Source organism: Clostridia bacterium (assembly GCA_024685775.1).
Taxonomy (GTDB): Bacteria; Bacillota; Clostridia; order Christensenellales; family CAG-1252; genus CAG-1252.
In genome coordinates, this window is sequence record JAIKVL010000029.1 from 16,096 (window position 1) to 37,021 (window position 20,926).

The 20,926-nt window shown below is 53.3% G+C and carries 18 protein-coding genes; 14 read left to right on the forward strand and 4 right to left on the reverse strand.

All coding sequences use genetic code 11. From position 1 onward, the window contains the following. Positions 1-2: 2 nt before the first annotated feature. From mazG to gpmI, 6 genes are all read left to right on the forward strand, one after another. Positions 3-1,064, forward strand: coding sequence for a nucleoside triphosphate pyrophosphohydrolase (mazG, locus tag K5753_05310; GenBank protein MCR4726618.1), 1,062 nt, complete (start codon positions 3-5; stop codon positions 1,062-1,064). Continuing rightward, positions 1,061-2,014, forward strand: coding sequence for a tRNA-dihydrouridine synthase (locus tag K5753_05315; GenBank protein MCR4726619.1), 954 nt, complete (start codon positions 1,061-1,063; stop codon positions 2,012-2,014). Before mazG ends, K5753_05315 begins: the two co-directional genes overlap by 4 nt. Next, complete coding sequence (locus tag K5753_05320; GenBank protein ID MCR4726620.1) at positions 2,011-3,462, forward strand: CotH kinase family protein; 1,452 nt, start codon at positions 2,011-2,013, stop codon at positions 3,460-3,462. Before K5753_05315 ends, K5753_05320 begins: the two co-directional genes overlap by 4 nt. Before the next feature lie 100 nt (positions 3,463-3,562). Next, positions 3,563-4,876 (forward strand): phosphoglycerate kinase, encoded by a 1,314-nt coding sequence (locus K5753_05325; GenBank protein ID MCR4726621.1) that lies wholly within the window; start codon positions 3,563-3,565, stop codon positions 4,874-4,876. A gap of 31 nt (positions 4,877-4,907) precedes the next feature. After that, entirely contained in the window at positions 4,908-5,657 is a 750-nt protein-coding gene (gene tpiA, locus K5753_05330; GenBank protein ID MCR4726622.1) for a triose-phosphate isomerase, read from the forward strand. 3 nt (positions 5,658-5,660) lie between these two features. Then, the gene (gene gpmI / locus K5753_05335; GenBank protein MCR4726623.1) at positions 5,661-7,211 is read left to right on the forward strand and encodes a 2,3-bisphosphoglycerate-independent phosphoglycerate mutase; all 1,551 of its coding nucleotides are present in this window, start codon (positions 5,661-5,663) and stop codon (positions 7,209-7,211) included. Between the two features lie 186 nt (positions 7,212-7,397). On the opposite strand, the gene K5753_05340 is transcribed toward gpmI, so the two are convergent. Beyond that, complete coding sequence (locus K5753_05340; GenBank protein ID MCR4726624.1) at positions 7,398-8,039, reverse strand: M23 family metallopeptidase; 642 nt, start codon at positions 8,037-8,039, stop codon at positions 7,398-7,400. Positions 8,040-8,179: 140 nt separating this feature from the next. Here K5753_05340 and K5753_05345 point away from each other — a divergent pair, with 140 nt between their 5' ends. The 8 genes from K5753_05345 to spoIVA all read left to right on the forward strand — a co-directional run bounded on the left by K5753_05345 (position 8,180) and on the right by spoIVA (position 17,359). Further along, on the forward strand, positions 8,180-9,064 hold the full coding sequence (locus K5753_05345; GenBank protein ID MCR4726625.1) for a sugar phosphate isomerase/epimerase: 885 nt from the start codon (positions 8,180-8,182) through the stop codon (positions 9,062-9,064). Further along, a complete protein-coding gene (gene aroB / locus K5753_05350; GenBank protein MCR4726626.1) occupies positions 9,061-10,104 on the forward strand; it encodes a 3-dehydroquinate synthase in 1,044 nt (347 codons plus the stop codon). Before K5753_05345 ends, aroB begins: the two co-directional genes overlap by 4 nt. After that, positions 10,104-11,330: a shikimate kinase gene (locus K5753_05355; GenBank protein ID MCR4726627.1), complete on the forward strand. Its 1,227-nt coding sequence runs from the start codon at positions 10,104-10,106 to the stop codon at positions 11,328-11,330. The genes aroB and K5753_05355 overlap by 1 nt, the downstream gene beginning before the upstream one ends. Next, on the forward strand, positions 11,327-11,773 hold the full coding sequence (locus tag K5753_05360; protein MCR4726628.1) for a 3-dehydroquinate dehydratase: 447 nt from the start codon (positions 11,327-11,329) through the stop codon (positions 11,771-11,773). Before K5753_05355 ends, K5753_05360 begins: the two co-directional genes overlap by 4 nt. Then, complete coding sequence (gene yfcE, locus K5753_05365; GenBank protein ID MCR4726629.1) at positions 11,770-12,306, forward strand: phosphodiesterase; 537 nt, start codon at positions 11,770-11,772, stop codon at positions 12,304-12,306. Before K5753_05360 ends, yfcE begins: the two co-directional genes overlap by 4 nt. Next, a complete protein-coding gene (gene add / locus K5753_05370; GenBank protein ID MCR4726630.1) occupies positions 12,303-13,241 on the forward strand; it encodes an adenosine deaminase in 939 nt (312 codons plus the stop codon). Before yfcE ends, add begins: the two co-directional genes overlap by 4 nt. 90 nt (positions 13,242-13,331) lie before the next feature. Then, complete coding sequence (locus K5753_05375; GenBank protein ID MCR4726631.1) at positions 13,332-15,749, forward strand: hypothetical protein; 2,418 nt, start codon at positions 13,332-13,334, stop codon at positions 15,747-15,749. Positions 15,750-15,880: 131 nt separating this feature from the next. Beyond that, positions 15,881-17,359 carry a stage IV sporulation protein A gene (spoIVA, locus tag K5753_05380; protein ID MCR4726632.1) on the forward strand — a complete coding sequence of 493 codons (1,479 nt, stop codon included), beginning with the start codon at positions 15,881-15,883 and terminating at the stop codon, positions 17,357-17,359. 43 nt (positions 17,360-17,402) lie between these two features. Here the strand turns inward: spoIVA and K5753_05385 are convergent, their stop codons facing one another. The 3 genes from K5753_05385 to K5753_05395 are packed head-to-tail and all read right to left on the reverse strand — an operon-like array spanning position 17,403 to position 20,921. Further along, positions 17,403-19,262 carry a glycosyltransferase gene (locus tag K5753_05385; protein ID MCR4726633.1) on the reverse strand — a complete coding sequence of 620 codons (1,860 nt, stop codon included), beginning with the start codon at positions 19,260-19,262 and terminating at the stop codon, positions 17,403-17,405. Then, on the reverse strand, positions 19,262-20,116 hold the full coding sequence (locus K5753_05390) for a UTP--glucose-1-phosphate uridylyltransferase (protein MCR4726634.1): 855 nt from the start codon (positions 20,114-20,116) through the stop codon (positions 19,262-19,264). Before K5753_05390 ends, K5753_05385 begins: the two co-directional genes overlap by 1 nt. Positions 20,117-20,132: 16 nt before the next feature. Further along, positions 20,133-20,921, reverse strand: coding sequence for an ABC transporter ATP-binding protein (locus tag K5753_05395; GenBank protein MCR4726635.1), 789 nt, complete (start codon positions 20,919-20,921; stop codon positions 20,133-20,135). Between the last annotated feature and the right edge of the window lie 5 nt (positions 20,922-20,926).

Here is a 20,926-nt window from a genome sequence, read left to right on the forward strand (position 1 = left end):
ATATGGCGGATAGATATTCTTTGGAAGCAAAGTCGTTTTTGGCGCATCGCGCCTTCTCGATCCCGTTCGGAGCGGAAGTCGAGATCAAGAACGTAACGGGGGAAGATCTTGCCCCCGTCGCGGTAAAACTGTTACATAGCGCGGGCGACGGCGCCGTCCTTTTGACGCAAAACGGAGCGCAAAAAGAGGTCGCGCTTTCTCGTCTCGCAGAAGAGCGTTTGAGCGGCGCGGCCGAGATCCTTCTTCCCGCGCGCGATTTTCTCACGCAAACGCGTTTTTCTTTTTCCGATTTGATCTATATCATTCATCGCCTGCGCGACGAGGACGGTTGCGAATGGGATAAAGCGCAGACCCACGAGAGCATTCGCTCGAACGCCGTCGAAGAAGCGATGGAACTCATCGAAGCGATCAACAATAAAGACGTAGACAATATGAGAGAAGAAACGGGCGACGTCCTTCTCCAAGGCGCGTTTCACGCCGTGATCGCGGAAGGAAACGGGGAGTACGACGTTTCGGACGTGATGAGCGAGCTTTGCGCGAAACTTATTTTCCGCCATCCCCATGTCTTCGGGACGGTCAAAGCCTCGAATCAGGAAGAGGCTCTCGCCGCTTGGGAACAGGCGAAAATGAAAGAGAAAAAGCAACAGACCACCGCGGACAGAATGGAGCACGTCGCGAAGACGCTTTCGGCGGCGATGCGCGCGCAAAAGGTGCAGAAGTACGCGCGAAAGGTCGGATTCGATTTTCCGACGGCGGAGGAAGCGTCCGAAAAAGTTACGGAAGAACTGAACGAATTTTTGGCGGCTTCGCCCGAAGAGGCAGAGCTCGAAGGCGGCGATCTTTTGTTTGCCGCGGTAAACGTCCTTCGGATGAAAGGCGTCGATCCCGAAATGGCTTTGACGCGCTCGGTGGATAAATTCGTCGCTCGGTTTACGAAAGTCGAAAACGCCGTCCTTTCTTCGGGAAGGAAGATGCAAGACCTTTCGATCGAAGAACTCGACGCGATCTACGAAGAAGTTAAGAAAGAAGAAAGGAGCGCGCTTTCCGCGCGGAAAGACGGTTGACGGGGCGGGCGATCCGAATCGGAAACGTAGAGCTTTCCTCCAACGCGGTTTTCGCTCCGATGGCGGGATATTCCGACCTCGGCGCGCGCTATCTCGCCAGACTTTACGGCGCGGGGCTGACCTATACCGAGATGGTCAGCGCGAAAGGTCTTATTTATCAAAACGCGGAAACGAAAAAACTTCTCGATAAAAGCGAGATCGAATCGCCGTTTGCGGCGCAGCTCTTCGCGTCTTCGCCCGACGTCGTCTTCGCCGCGGTCAAACTCTTGCCCGAGACGGTCGATATCGTCGATCTCAATATGGGGTGTCCCGCTCCGAAAATCGTAAAAAACGGGGAAGGGAGCGCGCTTTTGAAAGATCCCGTTTTGGCGGGCGAACTCGTCCGCGCGGCGGTCGAAGCCTCTTTCCGCCCCGTGACGGTCAAGATGCGGCTCGGGTTCGAAAAGGGGAATTTTACGGCGGATCGGGTCGCGCGGGAAGCGGAAAAAGCGGGCGCGAAAGCGATCACCGTCCACGGGCGATATCGCGAGGAAATGTACTCGGGCGTTTCGGACAGGCAGGCGATCAAGCGCGTGCGCGACGCATTCGGCGGGACGTTTTTCGCGAACGGCGACGTTAAGTCTTTTCGCGATTACGAAAGAATGCTCTCGGAGACGGGCGCGGACGGCGTTATGATCGGGCGCGGCGCGCTCGGGAATTACAAGCTCTTTTCGGAGATCGCGGGGATCGAACTCGATCGCACCGAAAAGCAGGATATCGAAACGCAGATCGCGTTTTTGAAAAAGGAGTATCCGGAGCGCATCGTCGTGAATTTGATGAAATCTCACGTTTGCGCGTATGCGTCGGGGAAGGCGGGCGTCGCGAAAGAGATCCGCGAAACCGTCCACCGCGCGACGAGCTACGAAGACCTGCAAGCGGTCGTCGAAACCTATTTCGGAGGAGAAAAATGAAGAAGTTTATTTGGATTGCGCTTATCTTGTGTTTCGCGGCGGTCGGGATGTTTGCCTGCGCGAAGAAAGAAAAAACGCCTCGCCCCGATTCTTCGACCTGCGTTCACGAGGACGCGCTGACTTCTTTCGTCACGAATCGAACGAAAACCCCGTTCGCCGCCGAATACACCTGCTCGATTTGCGGCAGAAAAGAGATCCGCTCGTTCGGATACGAAGAGATCGAGATCCCCCTCGTCGAGATCAAGGGGAATCTTGACGGCATATCGAAAGAAGATAAGGTTCGGGCGACGATTCGATACCAAAGCGCGGGACTCTCTTTCGAAAAGAACGCGACGCTGAAATGGCAGGGCGATTCAAGTCTGGAATATCCGAAAAAGAATTATTCGGTAACGCTATATGACTCGAAATACAATAAAAAAGAAAAAATCGCTGTCAAAGAGGAATGGGGCGTGCAGAGCAAGTATTGCCTGAAAGCGAATTATCTCGATCCGAGCGGCGCGAGAAACTTGGTTCTCTCCGATCTTTACGGCGAAGTCGCAGGGACGCGCGCTGCGGACGATCCCTTCAAGGATCTTCCGAACGGCGGCGCGGTGGACGGATTCTTGATCCTTCTTTATCACGACGGACAATACCTCGGGCTGTATAACTGGAATATCCCGCGGGATAAGTGGCTTTTCGGAATGGGCGACGAGGACGCGGGCGAAGCAATCCTTTGCGGCGATATCGTTGAAAAGGACGGAGTGCCGGGGATTACGCTCGACGAAAACGAAAAAGATCATTGGGAAATCGAATACTGTAACGAAAAATTTTCGGAAGGAAAGGGTGAATCTTGGTGTGTGGATTCTTTTAACGAAATGCTTTCTTTCGTTAAAAATGCGGATAGCGAAACTTTGCGAGCGCAGGGGAACGCCTATTTGAATATGGAAAGGACGTTAGACGTGTTGCTCTTTCTTTGTGTTTTCGGTGTGTGCGATAATCTTCATAGCAATATGGTCTGGTGCACTTACGACGGAAAAGCGTGGGCGCCGATTCCCTACGATTTGGATCGGACTTTGGGGCGAGATGGAACCAGACTTTATAAAGCGAAGGGACTTGACGATTTTAAAGGATTGTTTCTTTACGGCAATATTTTCGTGACATTTTACGAAGAATTAAGAACTCGCTATTTTGCTTTTCGAGAGACGCTCTTTACGACGGAACACATTTCTTCGTTGATATCGGAAAACATAAAGGGTGTGGATGATCGCTATTTTCGAAGCGAGTTTGAAAAATGGGAGGAAGCGGGCTGGCGCGAGACTTTGTCGGTGTTACCGATCGGATCCTTTGACGATGAATTAAAGTATATCAAAGACTATCTTGATCAAAGATTCGCTTTTTGCGACGAGATTTTCGCAAGGGAAGAACTAATGTTCGATAAAGAAGGAAGGCTGTTTTTCGGAGAGAATTAAAACTCCTCTTTTCGCCTTTCAAAAAAATCGGCGTTTTTCATTTTACAAGCGCGCGCGCGAGGGTTTATAATAAAGAAAAATAAAAGCGAGGTGCTTTGTTATGGATAAACTTACCGTAAAAGACATTGACGTAAAAGGCAAGAGGTGTTTGGTTCGCGTGGATTTCAACGTCCCGATGAAGGACGGCGTCATCACCGACGAAAACCGCATCAACGGCGCGCTCCCCACGATCAAATATCTCGTGGATCAAGGCGCGAAAGTCATTTTGTGCTCCCATATGGGCAAACCGCATAACGTGCTTTCCGCGGGATGGGGCTTGAACAAGAAGGAAAAAGCGAAGCTCGAAGCTCTTCCCGAAAGCGAAAGAGCGGCGGCGGAAAAAGAAATGATGGAGAAAGCCGCGAAGGACAGAACCAAACTTTCTTTGAAACCCGTTGCGATCGCGCTTGCCGCGAAACTCGGCAAGGAAGTCAAGATGAGCGACGATTTCGTCGGTCCCTGCTCCGATAAGCTCGTTGCCGAAATGAAAGACGGCGACGTCGTCCTTCTCGAAAACACCCGTTTCGATAAAGGCGAGGAAAAGAGAGACGAAGCTCTCTGCAAGAAGCTCGCTTCTTACTGCGACGTCTACGTAAACGACGCGTTCGGAACCGCGCACCGCTCTCACGCGACGACCGCGGCGATCGTCGAATACGGTTTCGTCAAGACCGCGGTTTGCGGCTTCCTGATCGAGAAAGAGCTCTCCGTTATGGCGGACACCCTCGAAAATCCCGCCCGTCCCTTCGTCGCGATCCTCGGCGGAGCGAAAGTCGCGGATAAGCTCAACGTCATCGACAACCTTCTCAATAAGTGCGACACCTTGATCATCGGCGGTGGCATGAGCTACACCTTTATGAAAGCTTTGGGCTATGAAGTCGGAACCTCTCTTCTCGACGAGAGCAAGATCGATTATTGCCGCGAGATGATGGAGAAAGCGAAGAAGCTCGGAAAGAAATTCCTTCTCCCGCTCGACGTCGTTACGACCAAGGAATTCCCCGATCCGATCGACGCTCCCGTCGAAGTCGAAGTCTATGACTGCGACAAGATGCCCGCCGACAGAATGGGTATGGATATCGGACCCAAGACGAGAAAACTCTATGCGGACGCGGTTGCGAACGCAAAATCCGTCATTTGGAACGGACCGATGGGCGTCTTTGAGAACCCGACCCTTGCGGAAGGAACGATGAGCGTCGCGAAAGCGCTTGCGGAAGCGAAAGACGCGATCACGATCATCGGCGGCGGCGACAGCGCAGCTGCGGTCAACCAGCTCGGCTTCGCGGATAAGATGACCCACATCTCGACGGGCGGCGGCGCGAGCCTCGAACTCTTCGAAGGAAAGGTCCTTCCGGGTATCGCTTGCCTTAACAACAAATAATTCAATCGAAAACATTATAAGGAGAAAAAATATGAGAACTCCCATTATCGCAGGAAACTGGAAAATGAACAACACGATCGCGGCGACCAAGGCTTTGATTACCGATCTCATCCCCCTCGTCAAAGACGCGAAGGCGGAAGTCGTCATCTGCACGCCGTATACCGATCTCGCGACCGCGGTCGAACTCACCAAAGGAACGAACATTAAGGTCGGCGCGGAGAACGTCCACTGGGCGGAAAAAGGCGCGTTTACCGGAGAAATCTCCGCGGATATGCTCGTCGAACTCGGCGTGACCTACGTCATCATCGGTCACAGCGAGCGCAGACAGTACTTCGGCGAGACCGATCAGACCGTCAACGCGCGCGTCAAAGCGGCTCTCCAAAAGGGTTTGAAGCCCATCATCTGCGTCGGTGAAACCTTGGAAGAAAGGGAAGGCGGCAAGGTTGAAGAAGTCCTCGTCCGTCAAACCACCGAAGCCTTGAAGGACATCGCGGAAGCGGAACTTATGAACATCGTCGTCGCGTACGAACCCGTTTGGGCGATCGGCACCGGCAAGACCGCGACCGCCGAAGTCGCGAACGACACGATCAAGATCATCCGTGACACCATCGCGAAACTTTATTCCAAAGCGACCGCGGAAGAAGTCGTCCGCATCCAATACGGCGGCAGCATGAATCCGAAGAACGTCAAAGAGCTTATGGCAATGCCTGAGATCGACGGCGGTTTGATCGGCGGCGCGAGCCTCAAAGCTCCCGATTTCAGCCTCGTGGTGAATTATTGATCTATGGCTAAATTACACGCAATCGTCATAATGGACGGTTTCGGGATCAATCCCGAAGTTAAAGGAAACGCCATCAAGGCGGCCGGAACTCCTTTCATCGATTCTTTGATGGCGGAGTATCCTTCCGTTCAGATCGGCGCGAGCGGTCTTTCCGTCGGACTCCCGGACGGGCAGATGGGAAACAGCGAAGTCGGACATACGAACATCGGCGCGGGCAGGGTCGTCTATCAGGAACTCACGAGGATCGGTCTCGCCGTTAAAGACGGTTCGATCAATGAAAACCCCGCGATCGTCGCGGCGATGGACAGCGCGATAAAGGGCGGCAAAGCGCTCCATTTTATGGGGCTTTTGTCCTCCGGCGGCGTCCATAGTCATATCGATCATCTGAAAGGACTTTTGAAAGCGGCGAAAGAAAAGGGCGTCGAGAAAGTCTTCGTCCATTGCTTTATGGACGGTCGCGACGTCTCTCCGACGAGCGGCGTCGGCTTTATGCAAGAGATCTGCGATTATATCAAAGAGATCGGCAGCCCCGCGAAGATCGCTTCGATCACCGGTAGATTTTACGCGATGGATCGCGATAACGCGTGGGATCGCGTCCAAAAGGCTTTCGATATGATGACGCTCGGCGAGGGTATCAAAGAAAAATGCCCCGTCGAAGCGATGAAGAAGAGCTACGAAAACGGCGTTACGGATGAGTTCGTCCTCCCGACGGTCCTCGTCGGCGAAGACGGCGAAGCGGTCGGAAAGGTCGGAAGAGGCGACAGCATCGTCTTCTATAACTTCCGCCCCGATCGCGCGAGAGAGATCACCCAAGCCTTTATTTACGAGGATTTCTCCGCTTTTCCGAGAGCTTGCGGATTCCTCGCTCCGAAGTTCGTCTCGATGACGAGTTATAAAGCGGAATTCGAAGGAAAGCTCGAAGTCGCGTTCAAACCGACGAGCCTCGAAAATACCTTCGGCGAGTACGTTTCTTCGCTCGGACTGAAACAGCTCCGTATCGCGGAAACGCAAAAATACGCGCACGTTACCTTCTTCTTTAACGGCGGAAACGAGACCCCGTATAAAGGCGAAGACCGCGTCTTGATCCCGTCGCCCCAAGTCGCGACTTTCGATATGAAGCCCGAAATGAGCGCGGTCGAGATCACGGATAAGGCGATCGAACTCATCGAAGCGGAAATGTACGACGTTATGGTCCTGAACTACGCGAACTGCGATATGGTCGGGCATACCGGTATTATGGAAGCCGCGGAAAAAGCGGTATCCACCGTCGACGCTTGCGTTAAGAGACTCATCGAAGCGATCAAGAAGGCGGGCGGTATGGCGATCGTCACCGCCGACCACGGCAACGCGGACGAGATGATCGCGGCGGACGGTTCTCCGATGACCGCGCACTCTTTGAACCCCGTTCCCTTTATTTTGGTGGACGATCGTTATAAGGGGTATTCCTTGAAAGAGGGCGGCGTCCTCGCGGATATTACGCCGACGCTTCTCGACGTGATGGGTATAGCTAAGCCTGAGGAGATGACCGGTCACTCTTTGATCGAGCGCAAATAGGGGCGCGTCTGCTTTGTTACAATAAAAAGAATACCGCAGTAACATACGCTTAGTATGCGCCTGCGGTATTTTTTCGTCGTGCTTCGATTCGCCAACCCCTCTTTGCACTCGGGCGTCATCCTGAGCCGCGAGAGAAGCGAGGGTGCCGAAGGGTCCCCGGGCGAGGATGATTTTTTTGAAATCGTCCTATTTATTCGAACTTTCGAAGAATTCCGCGGGATCTGTTTTTACTCCCTTTGCGTTGTAAAGTTCGAGGTGGAGATGCGGACCTTTATGCTTTTCGAACGTTCCCGTTTCGGCGATCTTTCCGATCACGTCGCCTTTTTTGATCGCTTGTTCCTCTTTGACAGAGACGTCGCTGCCGAGCAGACTGTAAACGGTTTTCGTTCCGTTTGCGTGAGCGACGACGACTTCCGTTCCGCGAAGGACGCTCGTCGTGATGCTTTTGACCGTGCCGTCGTAGACGCATTTTACTTCCGTTCCGACGGGCGCGGCGAGATCGATCGCTTCGTGCGTGCTCCATTGATTCAAAGTCGCGTTGTAGACGAGCGTGTCGTTACTGAAAACGCCGACGACTTCGCCTTCGAGGGGCATCGAGAAGACGACTTCGCTCGCCGCCGTCTCGGTCGAGGATTCGGACGGCTTCTCTTGTTCCTTTTCTTTCGCGGCGGCGTCAACCGCTTCGTTTAAGCTGCGGTGTTTGGTCGCGTACGTTACGGCGACCATCGTCGCGATCGCGATCACGCAGACGATCATTAAGATTAAGTATAAGTTTTTCCTGATGAACGACGCGAATTTTGCGTTGCCTTGTTTCTTTGCTTTTTCCATTTTCATTACCTCCGTCACGGTGATTATGGACGGTTCGTTTTTCTTTATACTCGCCCTTTCGAAATTTTGCGAAAAAGGTTTCGGCGAAAGGAAATCCGATATTTCTTGACTAAAAGTAAGATCTTTCTTATAATAAAAATATGAGAAAAATAAGCGTCAGCGGATACGGATATATCGAAAGATTGGGGTATGATAGGAGTTTTGAGCTCATCGGCAAGGCGGGCTTCGAGGCGATGGATTTTCCTTTATATCCCGAAAAGAACCGACTCGACTTTTTGACGGGCGAAAAACTCGACCGCGGCTTTTTCGCGCGGCTGAAAAAGAAAGCGGAAAAAAGCGGATTTGCGATCGGGCAAACGCACGCGCCTTTCGGCTATCGGGAAGACGACGGAAGCACGCTCGACGGCATCCTTTCGATCTATGAGCGCGCGGCGATCGCGACCGCCGAACTCGGGGCGGATAAAATGGTCGTTCACCCGATCAAATTCGAAAACTGCATCGGGGATTTCCGTCGCGAAGAGTGCTTCGAGCTCAATCTTCGCCTTTTTGAGCGACTGGTCCCGACGCTTGAAAAATGCGGCGTAACGGCGCTGCTCGAAAATATGTTTATCAAAAAAGTCAGCGGGGAATTCAAAAAGCTGTATCCGACGATCTATTCTTCGGCGGCGGAACTCGCCCGCGCGGCGGACGCGCTTGGGACTTCGTTCGGCGTTTGCCTCGATTCGGGTCACGCTTTGATCACGAAAGAGGATATCCCGGCGGCGGTTCGCATTCTCGGCGGCAGACTTCTCGCCCTTCATTTACACGACAACACCGGCGACCGCGACGATCACTTGATCCCCTATTTCGGGAAGGTTCCCTTCGCCGAAACGGTGGCGGCGTTGAAAGAGATCGACTACAAAGGCAATATCAATTTCGAAGTGCATTTCGGAAACGTTCCCGAAGCGCATATCCCGACGGTTTTTTCCTATATTTATGAAGTCGGCGCGTCGTTCAGGCGCGTTCTGGACGGAGAAGAACAATGATTATACCGATAAATGCTTCCGAAAAATACGACGTCATCGTGGAACGCGGCGCGAAAAACAAGATTGCGGATTACCTGAAAGAGCTTGGGCTCAAAGGAAAAGTCGCGGTTGTTTCGGATTCGCACGTCGCTCCTTTATACTCCGAAGAGATCTGCGATCTTTTGGTCTACGGGGGATTCGAACCTGCGGAATTTATCTTCGAAGCGGGCGAGGAATCCAAGAATCTGACCGTCTATTCCGAGATCCTTTCTTTTCTTGCGGACGAAGAATTCACCCGCACGGACACCGTCCTTGCGCTCGGCGGCGGCGTAACGGGGGATATGGCGGGCTTCGCGGCGGCGACGTATATGCGCGGCGTTCATTTCGTAAACGTCCCGACGACGCTGCTCGCGGCGATCGATTCTTCGGTCGGCGGAAAAACCGCGGTGGATCTTCCCCAAGGAAAGAACCTCGTGGGCGCGTTTTACCAGCCCGATCTCGTCGTCATCGATCCCGATTTTTTCACTTCGCTTCCCTATGAAGAGATCCGAAACGGTCTCGGCGAAGGAGTGAAGTACGCCGTCCTCGAAGGGGGCAAAATCTTTACCATTCTTTCCGAAGGACTGACGAAACAAAACCTCGAAGAATTCATCGCGCTTTCGGTGGACGCGAAACGCCGCGTCGTCGAAGCGGACGAAAAAGAAAGCGGAACGCGCAAATTCCTGAACCTCGGACACACCGTCGCGCACGCGATCGAAAAGGAATCGAATTATTCGGTGCCGCACGGCGTCGCCGTGGCGTACGGAGTGGGAGAGATGGCGCGCCTCGCGTATAAGAGGGGCGAGCTCGAAAAGAAAGAGCTGGACGCGATTCTCGCTTTGCTCGAAAAAAACGATCTTTCCCTGTCGCTGCATCCCGTAAAGGAATTGATCCCGCATTTCGCGGCGGATAAAAAGCGCGCGGGCGGGGTCCTGACACTCGTTACGATCCGCGGGATCGGCGATTGCCGCCTGACGGATATTCCGCTTTCGGAAGCGGCGAGCTATTTTGAGGTGGAATAATGGCGGATTATTGTTTGATCGGAAAACGCTTGAATTACAGTTTTTCGAAGATCGTCCATAATAAACTCGGTTACGATTACGACCTTACCGAAGTCGCGGAGGGCGATCTCGAATCTTTCGTCAAAAGTCGCCGCTACAAGGGCTATAACGTAACCATCCCTTATAAAAGCGCGATTATGGAGTTTTTGTCCGAGATCTCGCCCGAAGCGAAAGCGCTCGGCGTCGTCAATCTCGTGATCGACGAAGGCGAGGCGGGGCTTCACGGCTACAATATGGATATTCGCGGAATGGAATTCGCGCTGAAAAAATCCGGCGCGAACCTTCTCGGGAAAAAAGTGTTGATCCTCGGGACGGGGAACACTTCGAGCACGGCGGAATACCTCGCGCGCGAAAACGGAGCGCGGGAGATCGTCAAGATCAGCCGCACGGGGGAGAATTCCTACGAAAACCTTTCCCGTCACGCGGACGCGGAGTTTATCATCAACACGACCCCGGTCGGGACTTTCCCCGGGAACGAGGATTGCCTCGTCGATCTTTCGGCTTTTCCGTCCTTGATCGGCGTGCAGGAAGTCATCTATAATCCGATCCGCACGCGCCTCGTCCTGCAAGCGGAGGAAAGGGGACTCGCCGTCGCGACGGGACTGGATATGCTCGTCGGGCAAGCCGCTTACACGGCGGAGAAGTTCCGCGGCTTTTTGCTTTCCTTCGAGGAGATCGACCGCCTTTCGGAAGAGATCAAGCGCGAGCAAAGCAATATCGTCCTCGTCGGAATGCCGTCTTCCGGGAAAAGCACGGTCGGTTCCGCACTTCAAAAACTGATCGGCGGGACCTTCGTCGACACCGATAAAGAGATCGAAAAGATGCGTGGCGTAACGATCCCAGAGATCTTCGCGCGCGAAGGGGAAGCCGCGTTTCGCGCCTATGAAAGCGACGTGATCGCGGAAGTCTCCAAATTGCACGGCGCGGTGATCGCGACGGGCGGCGGGGCGATCAAAGAAAAAAGAAATCGATCGAATTTGAAACAGAACGGCGTGATCGTCTATTTGAAGCGAGATCTTTCTCTGCTCGTCAGCGACGGCAGACCGCTTTCCGCGGGCGGAAGGATCGAGTCTCTCTATAAAGAGCGCGCGCCGATCTATGAAAGTTTTTCGGATTTTTCCGTCCGAAACGACGGTTCCGTCGAGGACGCGGCGCGGGAGATCGCGCAAAAAGTGAGGGGATTATGAAAAAGTTTTTGGTGATCAACGGCGTTAATCTCAATATGCTCGGTATCCGCGAAAAGGAACTGTACGGCGATAAAAGTTACGCCGCGCTCGTAAAATCCGTCAAGGCGCACGCGAAAGAGATCGGCGTCAAGGTGAAATGCGTGCAGTATAATTACGAAGGCACGATCGTCGTCGAGATCCAGCGCGCGCGCGGGAAATACGACGGGATCGTCATCAATCCCGGCGCGTACACGCATACGTCGGTCGCGATCTTGGACGCGTTGAAAGCCGTCTCGATCCCGACGGTGGAAGTCCATATCACGGACGTGGATTCCCGCGAAGAATTCCGCAAAGTCAGTTACGTTTCCCTTTATGCGTTCGATCGCGTGATCGGGAAGGGATTCGAGGGATATTCGATCGCTCTCGACAAACTCAAAGCGTTTACGGAGGAAGAATCGAAATGAAGATCGCGATCGCTTCCGATCTTCACGGATCGCTTTCTTTTGCGCGGGAGTTTTTCGAGAGAGCGGAAAGCCTCGGCGCGGAAAAGATCGTCCTGCTCGGCGATTTGTATTATCACGGCGCGCGAAATCCTTTGCCCGAGGGCTACGATCCGAAAGCTCTTTCCGCGTTTTTGAACGAAAATAAAGACCGACTCATCGCCGTTAAAGGAAACTGCGACAGCGCGGTCGATCAAACCGTTTCGGATTTTACGCTCGCGGAAAGCGCGGTCTTATTCCTCGGCGGGAAAACCGTCTTTTGCACGCACGGCGACAAATTCAATAAAGACGAACTTCCGAAAGGGAGATTTGATCTCGTTTTATACGGGCATTTTCACACGGGCTTTGTCGAGAGAATCGGCGACGTGATCTTCGCGAATCCCGGTTCGACGAGCCTTCCGAAAGGGGGAACGCCGAGAAGCTTTCTGCTTTTGACCGAAGAAAAGATTTCGCTGTACGATCTTTCGGGCGAACTCCTGCGCGCTCTTTCGCTATGATCGACCTGCACCTGCATTTGGACGGATCGCTGACTCCCGAGGACGTTCGAACGCTCGCCTCGCTTTCGGGCGTGACTCTTCCGACGAAGAATGACGAAGAACTTTTTTCTCTTTTGACCGCGCGCGACACGCGGTCGCTATCCGAATATCTCGAAAAATTCGAATTGCCGCTCTCCGTTTTGCAAAGCGGGGAAGCGGTCGGGCTCGCGGTCGAAAGGCTCGGGGATCGCTTGTTCGATCTCGGTTATTCGTTCGCGGAGATCCGCTTCGCGCCTCTTTTGCATCTTCGCCGCGGCGCGTCGATGCGTTCGATCGCGGAAGGCGCGCTCGAAGGCGTAAAACGGTCGCGCTTGCCGATCGGATTGATCTTTTGCTGTATGCGCGGCGCGGAAAAAGCCAAAAACGAAGAGACGATCGAATGCGCCGCGGAGTATAAAAACGCAGGCGTCGTCGGGGTGGATCTCGCGGGCGCGGAGGCTCTTTATCCGACCGAGAACTATCGAGACATCTTCCGCTTGGCGGCGAAGGAAAACTTGAATATAACGATCCACGCGGGCGAAGCCGCGGGGGCGGACAGCGTCCGCGCCGCGCTGGATTTCGGCGCGAAACGCATCGGACACGGCGTGGCGGCGGCGGGGGACGACGCTTTGCTCGAACGCATAAAAACCGCGGGCGTAACGATCGAGATCTGTCCTACGAGCAATTCGCAAACGGGAGCGATCCCTTCGATCGCGGCGCACCCCGTTCGCACCTTCCTCGAAAAGGGCGTCCACTGCGCGCTATCGTCGGATAATATGACCGTTTCGGATACCGACGTCTTCCGCGAATGGGCGAAAATCAAAGCCGCGTTCTCTTTCGACGACTCCGTTAAAGAACGGCTGATTCGTTCGGCGGAAGCGGCGTCTTTTATCAACGGGCGCGAAAAAAACGCATAAATGCGCGATATTTGCGAAAACGCCTATTGCAAAACGCGCGCCGATTAGTATATAATATATATAATATTTTTCTTTATAGGCGGAGCGTTTATGGAAAAAGATACCGTTAAAAAATCCACGAATATCATTATCAAAGGAAAATCGAAAGGGGGAAAGATCCTCGTTTTGAAATCCGATCGCAGCTTTTTGGCGCTGATCATTCAAAATCCCAAACTCAAAGAGTTATATTCGAAAATCAAAAACTACTGTTTGTCCTTTTCCGGGGTAAAAGCCCGCTCGTCTTGGGGCGCGGAAAGTTTTACCGCGGGCAAGGATAATCTCGTTAAATTGATCGTTCGCGGCGGCGCGCTTTGCGCTTGTTTCGCGCTCTCGCCGGACGATTACGATCCCGCGGAGTATCCGCATAAAAATTGCGCCGATCTCAAAACGTTCGAAAATACGCCGATGCTCGTCCCCATTCGGAACGGCGCGGATTATAAGATCGCGAGACGCCTTGCGGCGGATGCTTTTACGACGCATTTTATCTATCCCGTCGAATTCCCCGAAGTCGTCGATTACGCCGCGAAACTCCGTTTCGAACCGGACGAAGTCTTGGTCAAAAAGAATTTGATCAAAGTGACCGAATCCTTTATGAACGTTTCCGACGCGGAAAAAATGTTTATCGACGACGTCGTGAACGAAGAGATGGCGGCGCGCGAGATCAAGGAGATCTGGTCTTCTTACGGGAAAGAACCCCGCAAAAAGAAGCCGAAGCCCGAGCCGCCCAAAGCGGAACCCATCTACGTTATGCGTTACGATCGCAGCTTTGTTTCCCGCATTATTCAAAACGAAGGTGCAAAGCACTTTTATTCCGAGATCAAGAATTTCTGCGCGGCGCTCGGCTTGAAACCCCGTATGTCTTGGGCGGGCGAGAGCTTCTATCACGGCAGAAAGACGTATATGAAAGCCAAAGTCCGCGGAAAGACGCTTCGCCTTTTCCTCGCGCTCGATCCTTCTCGCTTTGACGTAAAGAGATATCATCAAAAGGATTTCTCGGACAAAAAGTCCTATCGGCAATTCCCGATGATGATCAAAGTCAAATCCGAACTCGGCGTAAAGAAAGCGAAACGCCTGATCGCTTTCGCGGTCGCGGAGAGAGGATTGATCGAAAGAGAGATCGAGAGAGTCGATTACGCCGCGATGTATCCCTACGAGGAGACGAAAGCGCTTCTCGATAAGGGTTTGATCAAACTCGTTAAGAGCAAAGTCACCGAGGGGATGTTTATGCCGAAGAGCGTTCTTGCTTCGGCGGAAGAATTCTCGCTCGAAAAAGCAAAAGAAGAGGCGAAAGCCGAGCCGACGGCTGAAACCCCGATCGAGGAAGCTCCCGTCGAAGAAACGCCCATCGAAGCCCCTGTCGAAGAAGTCTCGGAACAGCCCGCAGAGGAGATAGCAGAGGAAACCACAGAGGAAGCCACGGAAGAACCTATCGAAGAGCCTGAGGCAGAACCGATCGAGGAAGCGGAAACGCCCGCGGAAGAGACGGAGCAAGAAGAATCCGCTCCCGAAGAAGCGATCGCGCCCGAAGAGGAGATCCCCGAGCAAGTCGCCGAGCAACCCGAAGAACCGACCGAAGAACCGATCGAGGAAGCCGTCGAGGAAGAGCCTGCGGAAGAACCGATCGAGGAAGAATCCGCTCCCGAAGAGGAAGACGAGATCGAAGACGTCGATTTCGAACTCGACGAGGAAGAGAAAGACGAAGAGTCCGAAGAGGAAGATATCGAGGATATCGAATTCGAACTTGCGGAAGATGAAACAGAAAGCGAGGACGACGTGGAAGACGTCTCCTTCGAACTCGCGGAGGACGATGACGTCGACGAGGACGTGACCTTCGAGCTCGTCGAAGAAGAAAAGCCTGCCGAGGAAGAAACGCCCGCCGCGCACGAAGCACTGAACTTCGATGAAAACGGCGACGCTTCGGCATACGACTCGGTCGACAAGATGGGCAGATACGTTACGCTTAAAAAATACGTTCGCGGCTTTACCGCGAAGATGAAGCAGGGTTCGCCCGAGCGGAAAGATTTTTATTCCGAAATCAAATCGACCCTTCTTTCGCTGAAAGGCGTCAAACTTCGCGACAGTTTCTCGGGAGAGACTTTCTACAAAGGGCGCGTCTCCCTCGTCAAATCGAGGATCCGCGGAAAGACGCTTTGCCTGTTCCTCGCTTTGAACGTGGACGATTACAAGCAGACCGTCTATCATCAGCAGTATAAGGGCGAGACCAAAGCCTACGCCGACACGCCGATGCTGATCCGCGTCAAAAGCGAGCAGGGTCTGCAAAGGGCGTTGCGTTTGATCGACGAGATCGCGCGCGTTTATTCCCTTGCGAAAGGAGAAAAGCAATCGTATCGGAAAGAATACAATTACGAAGAGACGCCCGAACTCGTCGAGAAAGGGCTTATCAAGACCCGCCTCGTTTCCGTTCCTTACTACGAAGCGCAGGAACTTTTGAAAAAACAGAATAAATAAGCGAACGTAAAACGCGGTAAGCCCGCTTCCCTATGTCGGAGGCGGGCTTTTTTCGTCCGTCGGAAAAACGGCGTGTCATAGATCGCTTCCTCGGCGCGTATAAATTACGGAGATTTTTTTTGGAGGCGCATATGGACAGATTCGATCTTTATAACGATATTGCCACGAGGACGAACGGCGATATTTATCTTGGGGTCGTGGGACCCGTCCGAACGGGTAAATCGACTTTTATCAAAAGATTTATGGAGACGCTCGTGATCCCGAATATCTCCGATCCGAACGATCAAAAGCGCGCGACGGACGAGATGCCGCAATCGGCGGCGGGTAAGATCGTTATGACGACGCAACCGAAATTCGTTCCCGCGGAAGCCGTCAAGCTCGATCTCGGCGGCGGTTTGCAAGCGAAGATCCGCCTCGTGGACTGCGTCGGCTTTATGGTGGAAGGCGCGGAAGGGGGAAAGGACGGCGAGACTCCGCGCATGGTTCGAACGCCTTGGCAGGAAGAAGAACTTCCTTTTGAAAAGGCGGCGGAGATCGGGACGGAAAAAGTCATTCGGGATCACGCCACGATCGGCGTCCTCGTTACGCAGGACGGCTCTTTGACCGAGATCCCGCGCTCGGCGTTCGTCGAAGCGGAAGAAAGAGCGGTCAAAGAAATGAAAGAGATCGGGAAACCTTTCGTTATGATATTAAACGCGAAAGACCCGTCGAATGCGGATACCGCGAAACTAAAAGACGCGCTGTGCGAGAGATACGGCGTAACGGTCGTCGCGAAAAACGTCCTTTCGATGGGCGAAGAGGACTTCTCCGAGGTTCTGGAAGACGTCTTGTACGAATTCCCCGTCAAGACCGTCGATTTTACTCTCCCCGATTGGATCCGCGCGCTCGGCGAAGAGAGCAAGATCGTTCGACACTTGTTCGACGCGATCGGGAACGGGATCGAGAGCGTCCGCGTCATGAAGGATGCGGCGAAGCTCGGCGCGCTTCTCGACGGAAGCGAGTATTTTGAGGGCGCGACCGTTCGCTCGATCGGCGCGGCGAACGGAAAGATCACGGTGGAACTTTCTCCGCGCGAGGATCTCTTCTATAAGGTTCTTTCCGAAGAAACGGGCGTGGCGATCGACGGGGAATACGGGATGATGACTTACGTCCGTTATCTCTCGAAAGCGGGCGAAGCGTATGACAAACTGAAAACCGCGCTGGCGGACGTCGAGGAAAAAGGGTACGGCGTCGTGGCGCCTTCGATCGACGAGATGGTCCTCGAAGAACCGGAGATCTTCAAGCAATCCGGACGTTGCGGCGTTCGATTGAAAGCGTCCGCGCCTTCGCTTCATATTATGCGCGTGGACGTCAACACCGAGGTCAATCCGATCGTCGGAACGGAGCAGCAAGGGGAAGAACTCGTAAAATATCTGCTTTCCGAGTTCGAAACGAACAAGAAAGGGATTTGGGAAACCAATCTTTTCGGAAAATCTTTGAATATGCTCGTCCGCGAAGAGATCGCGAGCAAGCTTTCGGGAATCCCCGAGGACGCGCAAAACAAGGTCCGCAGGACGCTCGGAAAGATGGTGAACGAGGGAAGGGGCGGAATGATCTGCATTTTGTTATAATAAAACCGAGAAATAAAAATCCCGCTTCGAGTAAGCGGGATTTTTATTTTATGCCGAGCCGCGCTTTCCAATGATCGGAAGAGGTCAGCGCGTCGAACCTTTTGCGATAGGAGTTCTTTGCGTGCGGGAACTTGAAGAGCATCGAGAAGAAGCAAAGGATGAGTCTCCAACCCGTTTGCAGGACGCGCCATCGTTTTTGCTTTGTGACGAACGCCATTTTCGTCTCGGGGTTGTATTGGACGACGCGATACGCGCGGAAAAAACTTTTGGGTCTCGGCTCCATCATATTGATGAGGCGGAAGGTTCTGCGCTCCTTGCGGTTATACGTCCAGCTCGGCAGAAGATAGCCGTTCAAGGTGATGACCTGCTGAAATTTCGTCTTTTTCGATTGGTGTTTCGCGGGCGTAAAGATCTGGTGTTTGGAAACGTCGTAGCCCATTTGGATGAGCTCTTCGAGCGTCTTTTGCTTTTGGACGACGGCGCGGATCTCTCCGTGAAGTTTTTCGGCGTCCAACGTGTCGAGGTAATTCGCGCCGCGGATAAAGTCCTTATAGGCTTTGAAGATCAGGTCGACTGCGAAATAGCGTTGGTAGACGAGCTGTTTTCCGACGGCGATCACGAGCTTTTTGAAATGGAAAAACCAATTCAGATCGGGGCGATACAGGCAGTTGATGATCGCTTCGTTTCGTTTGATGTAGTATTCGAGTTCGCCGCTGTATTTCATTTCGAAGCGTTCGTGCCAGACGCCGATGCCGTTCATCAAAAGGACGTCGTTTTCGGCGCGCAGTCCGTACTCGATGTCGTCTCCTTTGATAAAGAAGGGAAGCGGCAGACCTTTCGTCATCGGAAGTGCGAGCGAAAAGCAGTTGAACCACCAAGCCGTGTAATCGGGAAGCCCGCTTTCGGCGTTCATCAAAAGCGCGAGTTTGTCGCGGAGATCGAAGCCGTTATTGCGCGAAGTCAGCGTGTAGCCCATCCAGTCCGCGCCGTACTCGTGTTGATAATAGGTTTGATCCAGTCGGATCATCGAAGCGCCGATCGTCAGTTTTTCGGGCGAAACGGCGTAACGGATCACGGCGAGCGTCCGCAAAAACACTTCGGTGTGGAAGCGAATATCGTCGTCCGTCAAAAGGACGTGCGTGTATTCGTCGTTTCGTTTCAAAACTTCCATAATGCCGCGGGTAAATCCGCCCGATCCGCCGACGTTCTTATTCGGGAGCAGGGTCGCGCCGAGGACGTCCTCTTCCGAGAGCGTCCGCCCGTTGTCGATGACGAAGATCCCGAAGTTTTCGCAGGGGAGCGCGGACACGAGTTTTTGCACGTTCGATTTGACGTATTCTTCGCGCTTGAACGTCGTTATGACGATCCCGATCTTCACCTTTTCGGAGATCGGCTCATCCGTCGCGTCGATATGCCCGCCGAAATACGCGCCGTCTTCCTTCGCGGTCAGTTCGGCGAAGACGAAGCCTCGCCCTTTGAGCGCGCAGAGGTCCACGCCGATTTGCATCTCCTTTTTCGTCTCGGAAGAGAAATCTCCCTCGTACAGGATGCGGTTGGACACGCGGACGGGGACGTCCTGCTTCCCGCGCTTAAAGGTGAAAATTTCCTCGCGTTCGCCTTCGCCGTCTGCGGGAGAACGGAACGCCCAAAGAATGCGGACGTGAAACTTGCCGCGCAAAAAAAGACTCAGCGCGACGGAATTCAGCGCGGTGAAACGCTTGTAAGCGTCGTAATCGAAGGAATTGAAATAGGTGTCGAAAGAAACGGTCGTCCCCGCGGGGATCGAAAGAAACCCGTTTTCCATGCGGCAAGAATCGGCTTTATCGCGATAATAAAGTCCGCTTTCCGTGGATAGTCCTTCTTCGGGAAGAAGGAAGGTCAGGAGACGCCCTTTCGGATTCATTAAAGTTTGGAAGAAAGGTCCTTCAAGTAGGATTTGACTTTGTCGCCGAACGGGGAACGCAACGCGTATTCGACGTTCGCTTGCAGAAAGCCGAATTTATCGCCGATGTCGTAGCGAATGCCCTTGAATTCGTAGGCGTACGCGCCTTCGGTCTTTAAGATCGAGCGGATCGCGTTTGCGAGAATGATCTCGCCGCGGTCGAAAGGCGTTACGGCGAGCGTGTCGAACATCGAATAAGGAAGGACGAAGCGACCGAGCGAGCAGAGGTCGGAAGGAAGCTCTTCGATCGGGGGTTTTTCCACGATGTCGTCGATCTTCGCGAGACCTTCGTCGATCGAGGAATAGGAGATGACTCCGTATTTGATCGCTTCGATCGGTTCACGCCTTTGGCAACCGACGATCGTCTTGCCGCCCGTCTTGATAAAAGCGTCCACGAGTTGCTTGGTCGCGGGGTATTCGGGATTATAGATGATATCGTCGCCGAAGAGGACGGAGACGGGATCGCCGTCCGCGAAGTCTTTGGCGAGCAGGATCGCGCTTCCGTTTCCGTTTAAGACCTTTTGCGTCGCGTAATGGAATTTGACGCGGGAAAGAAGATCGTTCAGTTCTTCCAGCGCGGGTTTTTTGAGCGCGTCGTAGATCTTATTCGGCGCGAAATAATGATTGATGCATTCTTTTCCGTCGTTGACGACGATCAGGATCTCTTCCGCGCCGGACAAGACCGCTTCTTCGACGATGTAATGAAGAGTGGGCTTGTCGACGATGGTCATCATCTCTTTTGGCACGGCTTTGGTGGAGGGCAGGAATCTCGTCCCGAGTCCCGCCGCGGGGATAACGGCTTTCGTAACTTTCATAGCGTTCCTCCTTTTTTTATTGGTGGTTGCAGTCCGCGGCGTATGCGTCGCTGACTTTTTCCGCTTCGTCGTACAAGACAATCTCTCCGTCTTTGATCCAGAGAGCGGTTTTACAGAGTTTTTTTACCTGAGGCGCCGAGTGCGAAACGAGGAGCAGGGTCGTCCCGTTTTTTTGGAGTTGCTCGATCTTGTCGGCGCATTTTTTCTGGAAGGGCGCGTCGCCGACCGCGAGGATCTCGTCTATGATCAAAAGATCGGGGTTAACGTCCACGGCGATCGAGAAGCCGAGCCTTGTCAGCATACCCGACGAATAGTTTTTGAGGGGCATATTCATAAAGCGCCCGAGCTCGGAGAATTCCACGATGCTGTCGTAACGCGCTTGCATTTCTTTTTTGGAAAAGCCCATGATCGCGCCGTTCAAAAAGACGTTCTCTTTTCCCGTCGCGTTCATATCGAATCCCGCGCCGAGTTTTAAGAGGGGGACGATCGAACCGCGCACGCGGATGCTGCCGCTCGTCGGTTCCACGATCCCGGAAATAAGTTTCAAGAGGGTGCTTTTGCCCGCGCCGTTTCTGCCGAGGATGCCGACGCTTTCTCCGCGGTGTATCTCGAAGGAAATATTTTTCAAGACCCAAAAATCTTCGTATTTGAGTTTGCGTTGCACGAGTTTGATGAAAAATTCCTTTACGTTGTCGATCTTTTCGGTCGGCATGCGGAAGCGCATCGAAACGTCCTTCACTTCGACGAGAGGAAGATCGGATTTGGCTTTTTGTTCGGTTACGGGAGCAAGAATTTCGTTTTCCATACCTT

What these genes read in the sequence shown, in the direction of transcription:
- mazG (MCR4726618.1), top strand. Translation starts at nt 3, where the DNA reads ATGGCGGATAGATATTCTTTGGAAGCAAAGTCGTTTTTGGCGCATCGC.
- K5753_05340 (MCR4726624.1), bottom strand. Translation starts at nt 8,039, where the DNA reads ATGGAAAAAGCAAAGAAACAAGGCAACGCAAAATTCGCGTCGTTCATC.
- gpmI (MCR4726623.1), top strand. Translation starts at nt 5,661, where the DNA reads ATGGCTAAATTACACGCAATCGTCATAATGGACGGTTTCGGGATCAAT.
- add (MCR4726630.1), top strand. Translation starts at nt 12,303, where the DNA reads ATGATCGACCTGCACCTGCATTTGGACGGATCGCTGACTCCCGAGGAC.
- aroB (MCR4726626.1), top strand. Translation starts at nt 9,061, where the DNA reads ATGATTATACCGATAAATGCTTCCGAAAAATACGACGTCATCGTGGAA.
- K5753_05320 (MCR4726620.1), top strand. Translation starts at nt 2,011, where the DNA reads ATGAAGAAGTTTATTTGGATTGCGCTTATCTTGTGTTTCGCGGCGGTC.
- tpiA (MCR4726622.1), top strand. Translation starts at nt 4,908, where the DNA reads ATGAGAACTCCCATTATCGCAGGAAACTGGAAAATGAACAACACGATC.
- K5753_05395 (MCR4726635.1), bottom strand. Translation starts at nt 20,921, where the DNA reads ATGGAAAACGAAATTCTTGCTCCCGTAACCGAACAAAAAGCCAAATCC.
- K5753_05390 (MCR4726634.1), bottom strand. Translation starts at nt 20,116, where the DNA reads ATGAAAGTTACGAAAGCCGTTATCCCCGCGGCGGGACTCGGGACGAGA.
- spoIVA (MCR4726632.1), top strand. Translation starts at nt 15,881, where the DNA reads ATGGACAGATTCGATCTTTATAACGATATTGCCACGAGGACGAACGGC.
- K5753_05385 (MCR4726633.1), bottom strand. Translation starts at nt 19,262, where the DNA reads ATGAATCCGAAAGGGCGTCTCCTGACCTTCCTTCTTCCCGAAGAAGGA.
- K5753_05355 (MCR4726627.1), top strand. Translation starts at nt 10,104, where the DNA reads ATGGCGGATTATTGTTTGATCGGAAAACGCTTGAATTACAGTTTTTCG.
- K5753_05325 (MCR4726621.1), top strand. Translation starts at nt 3,563, where the DNA reads ATGGATAAACTTACCGTAAAAGACATTGACGTAAAAGGCAAGAGGTGT.
- K5753_05375 (MCR4726631.1), top strand. Translation starts at nt 13,332, where the DNA reads ATGGAAAAAGATACCGTTAAAAAATCCACGAATATCATTATCAAAGGA.
- yfcE (MCR4726629.1), top strand. Translation starts at nt 11,770, where the DNA reads ATGAAGATCGCGATCGCTTCCGATCTTCACGGATCGCTTTCTTTTGCG.
- K5753_05345 (MCR4726625.1), top strand. Translation starts at nt 8,180, where the DNA reads ATGAGAAAAATAAGCGTCAGCGGATACGGATATATCGAAAGATTGGGG.
- K5753_05360 (MCR4726628.1), top strand. Translation starts at nt 11,327, where the DNA reads ATGAAAAAGTTTTTGGTGATCAACGGCGTTAATCTCAATATGCTCGGT.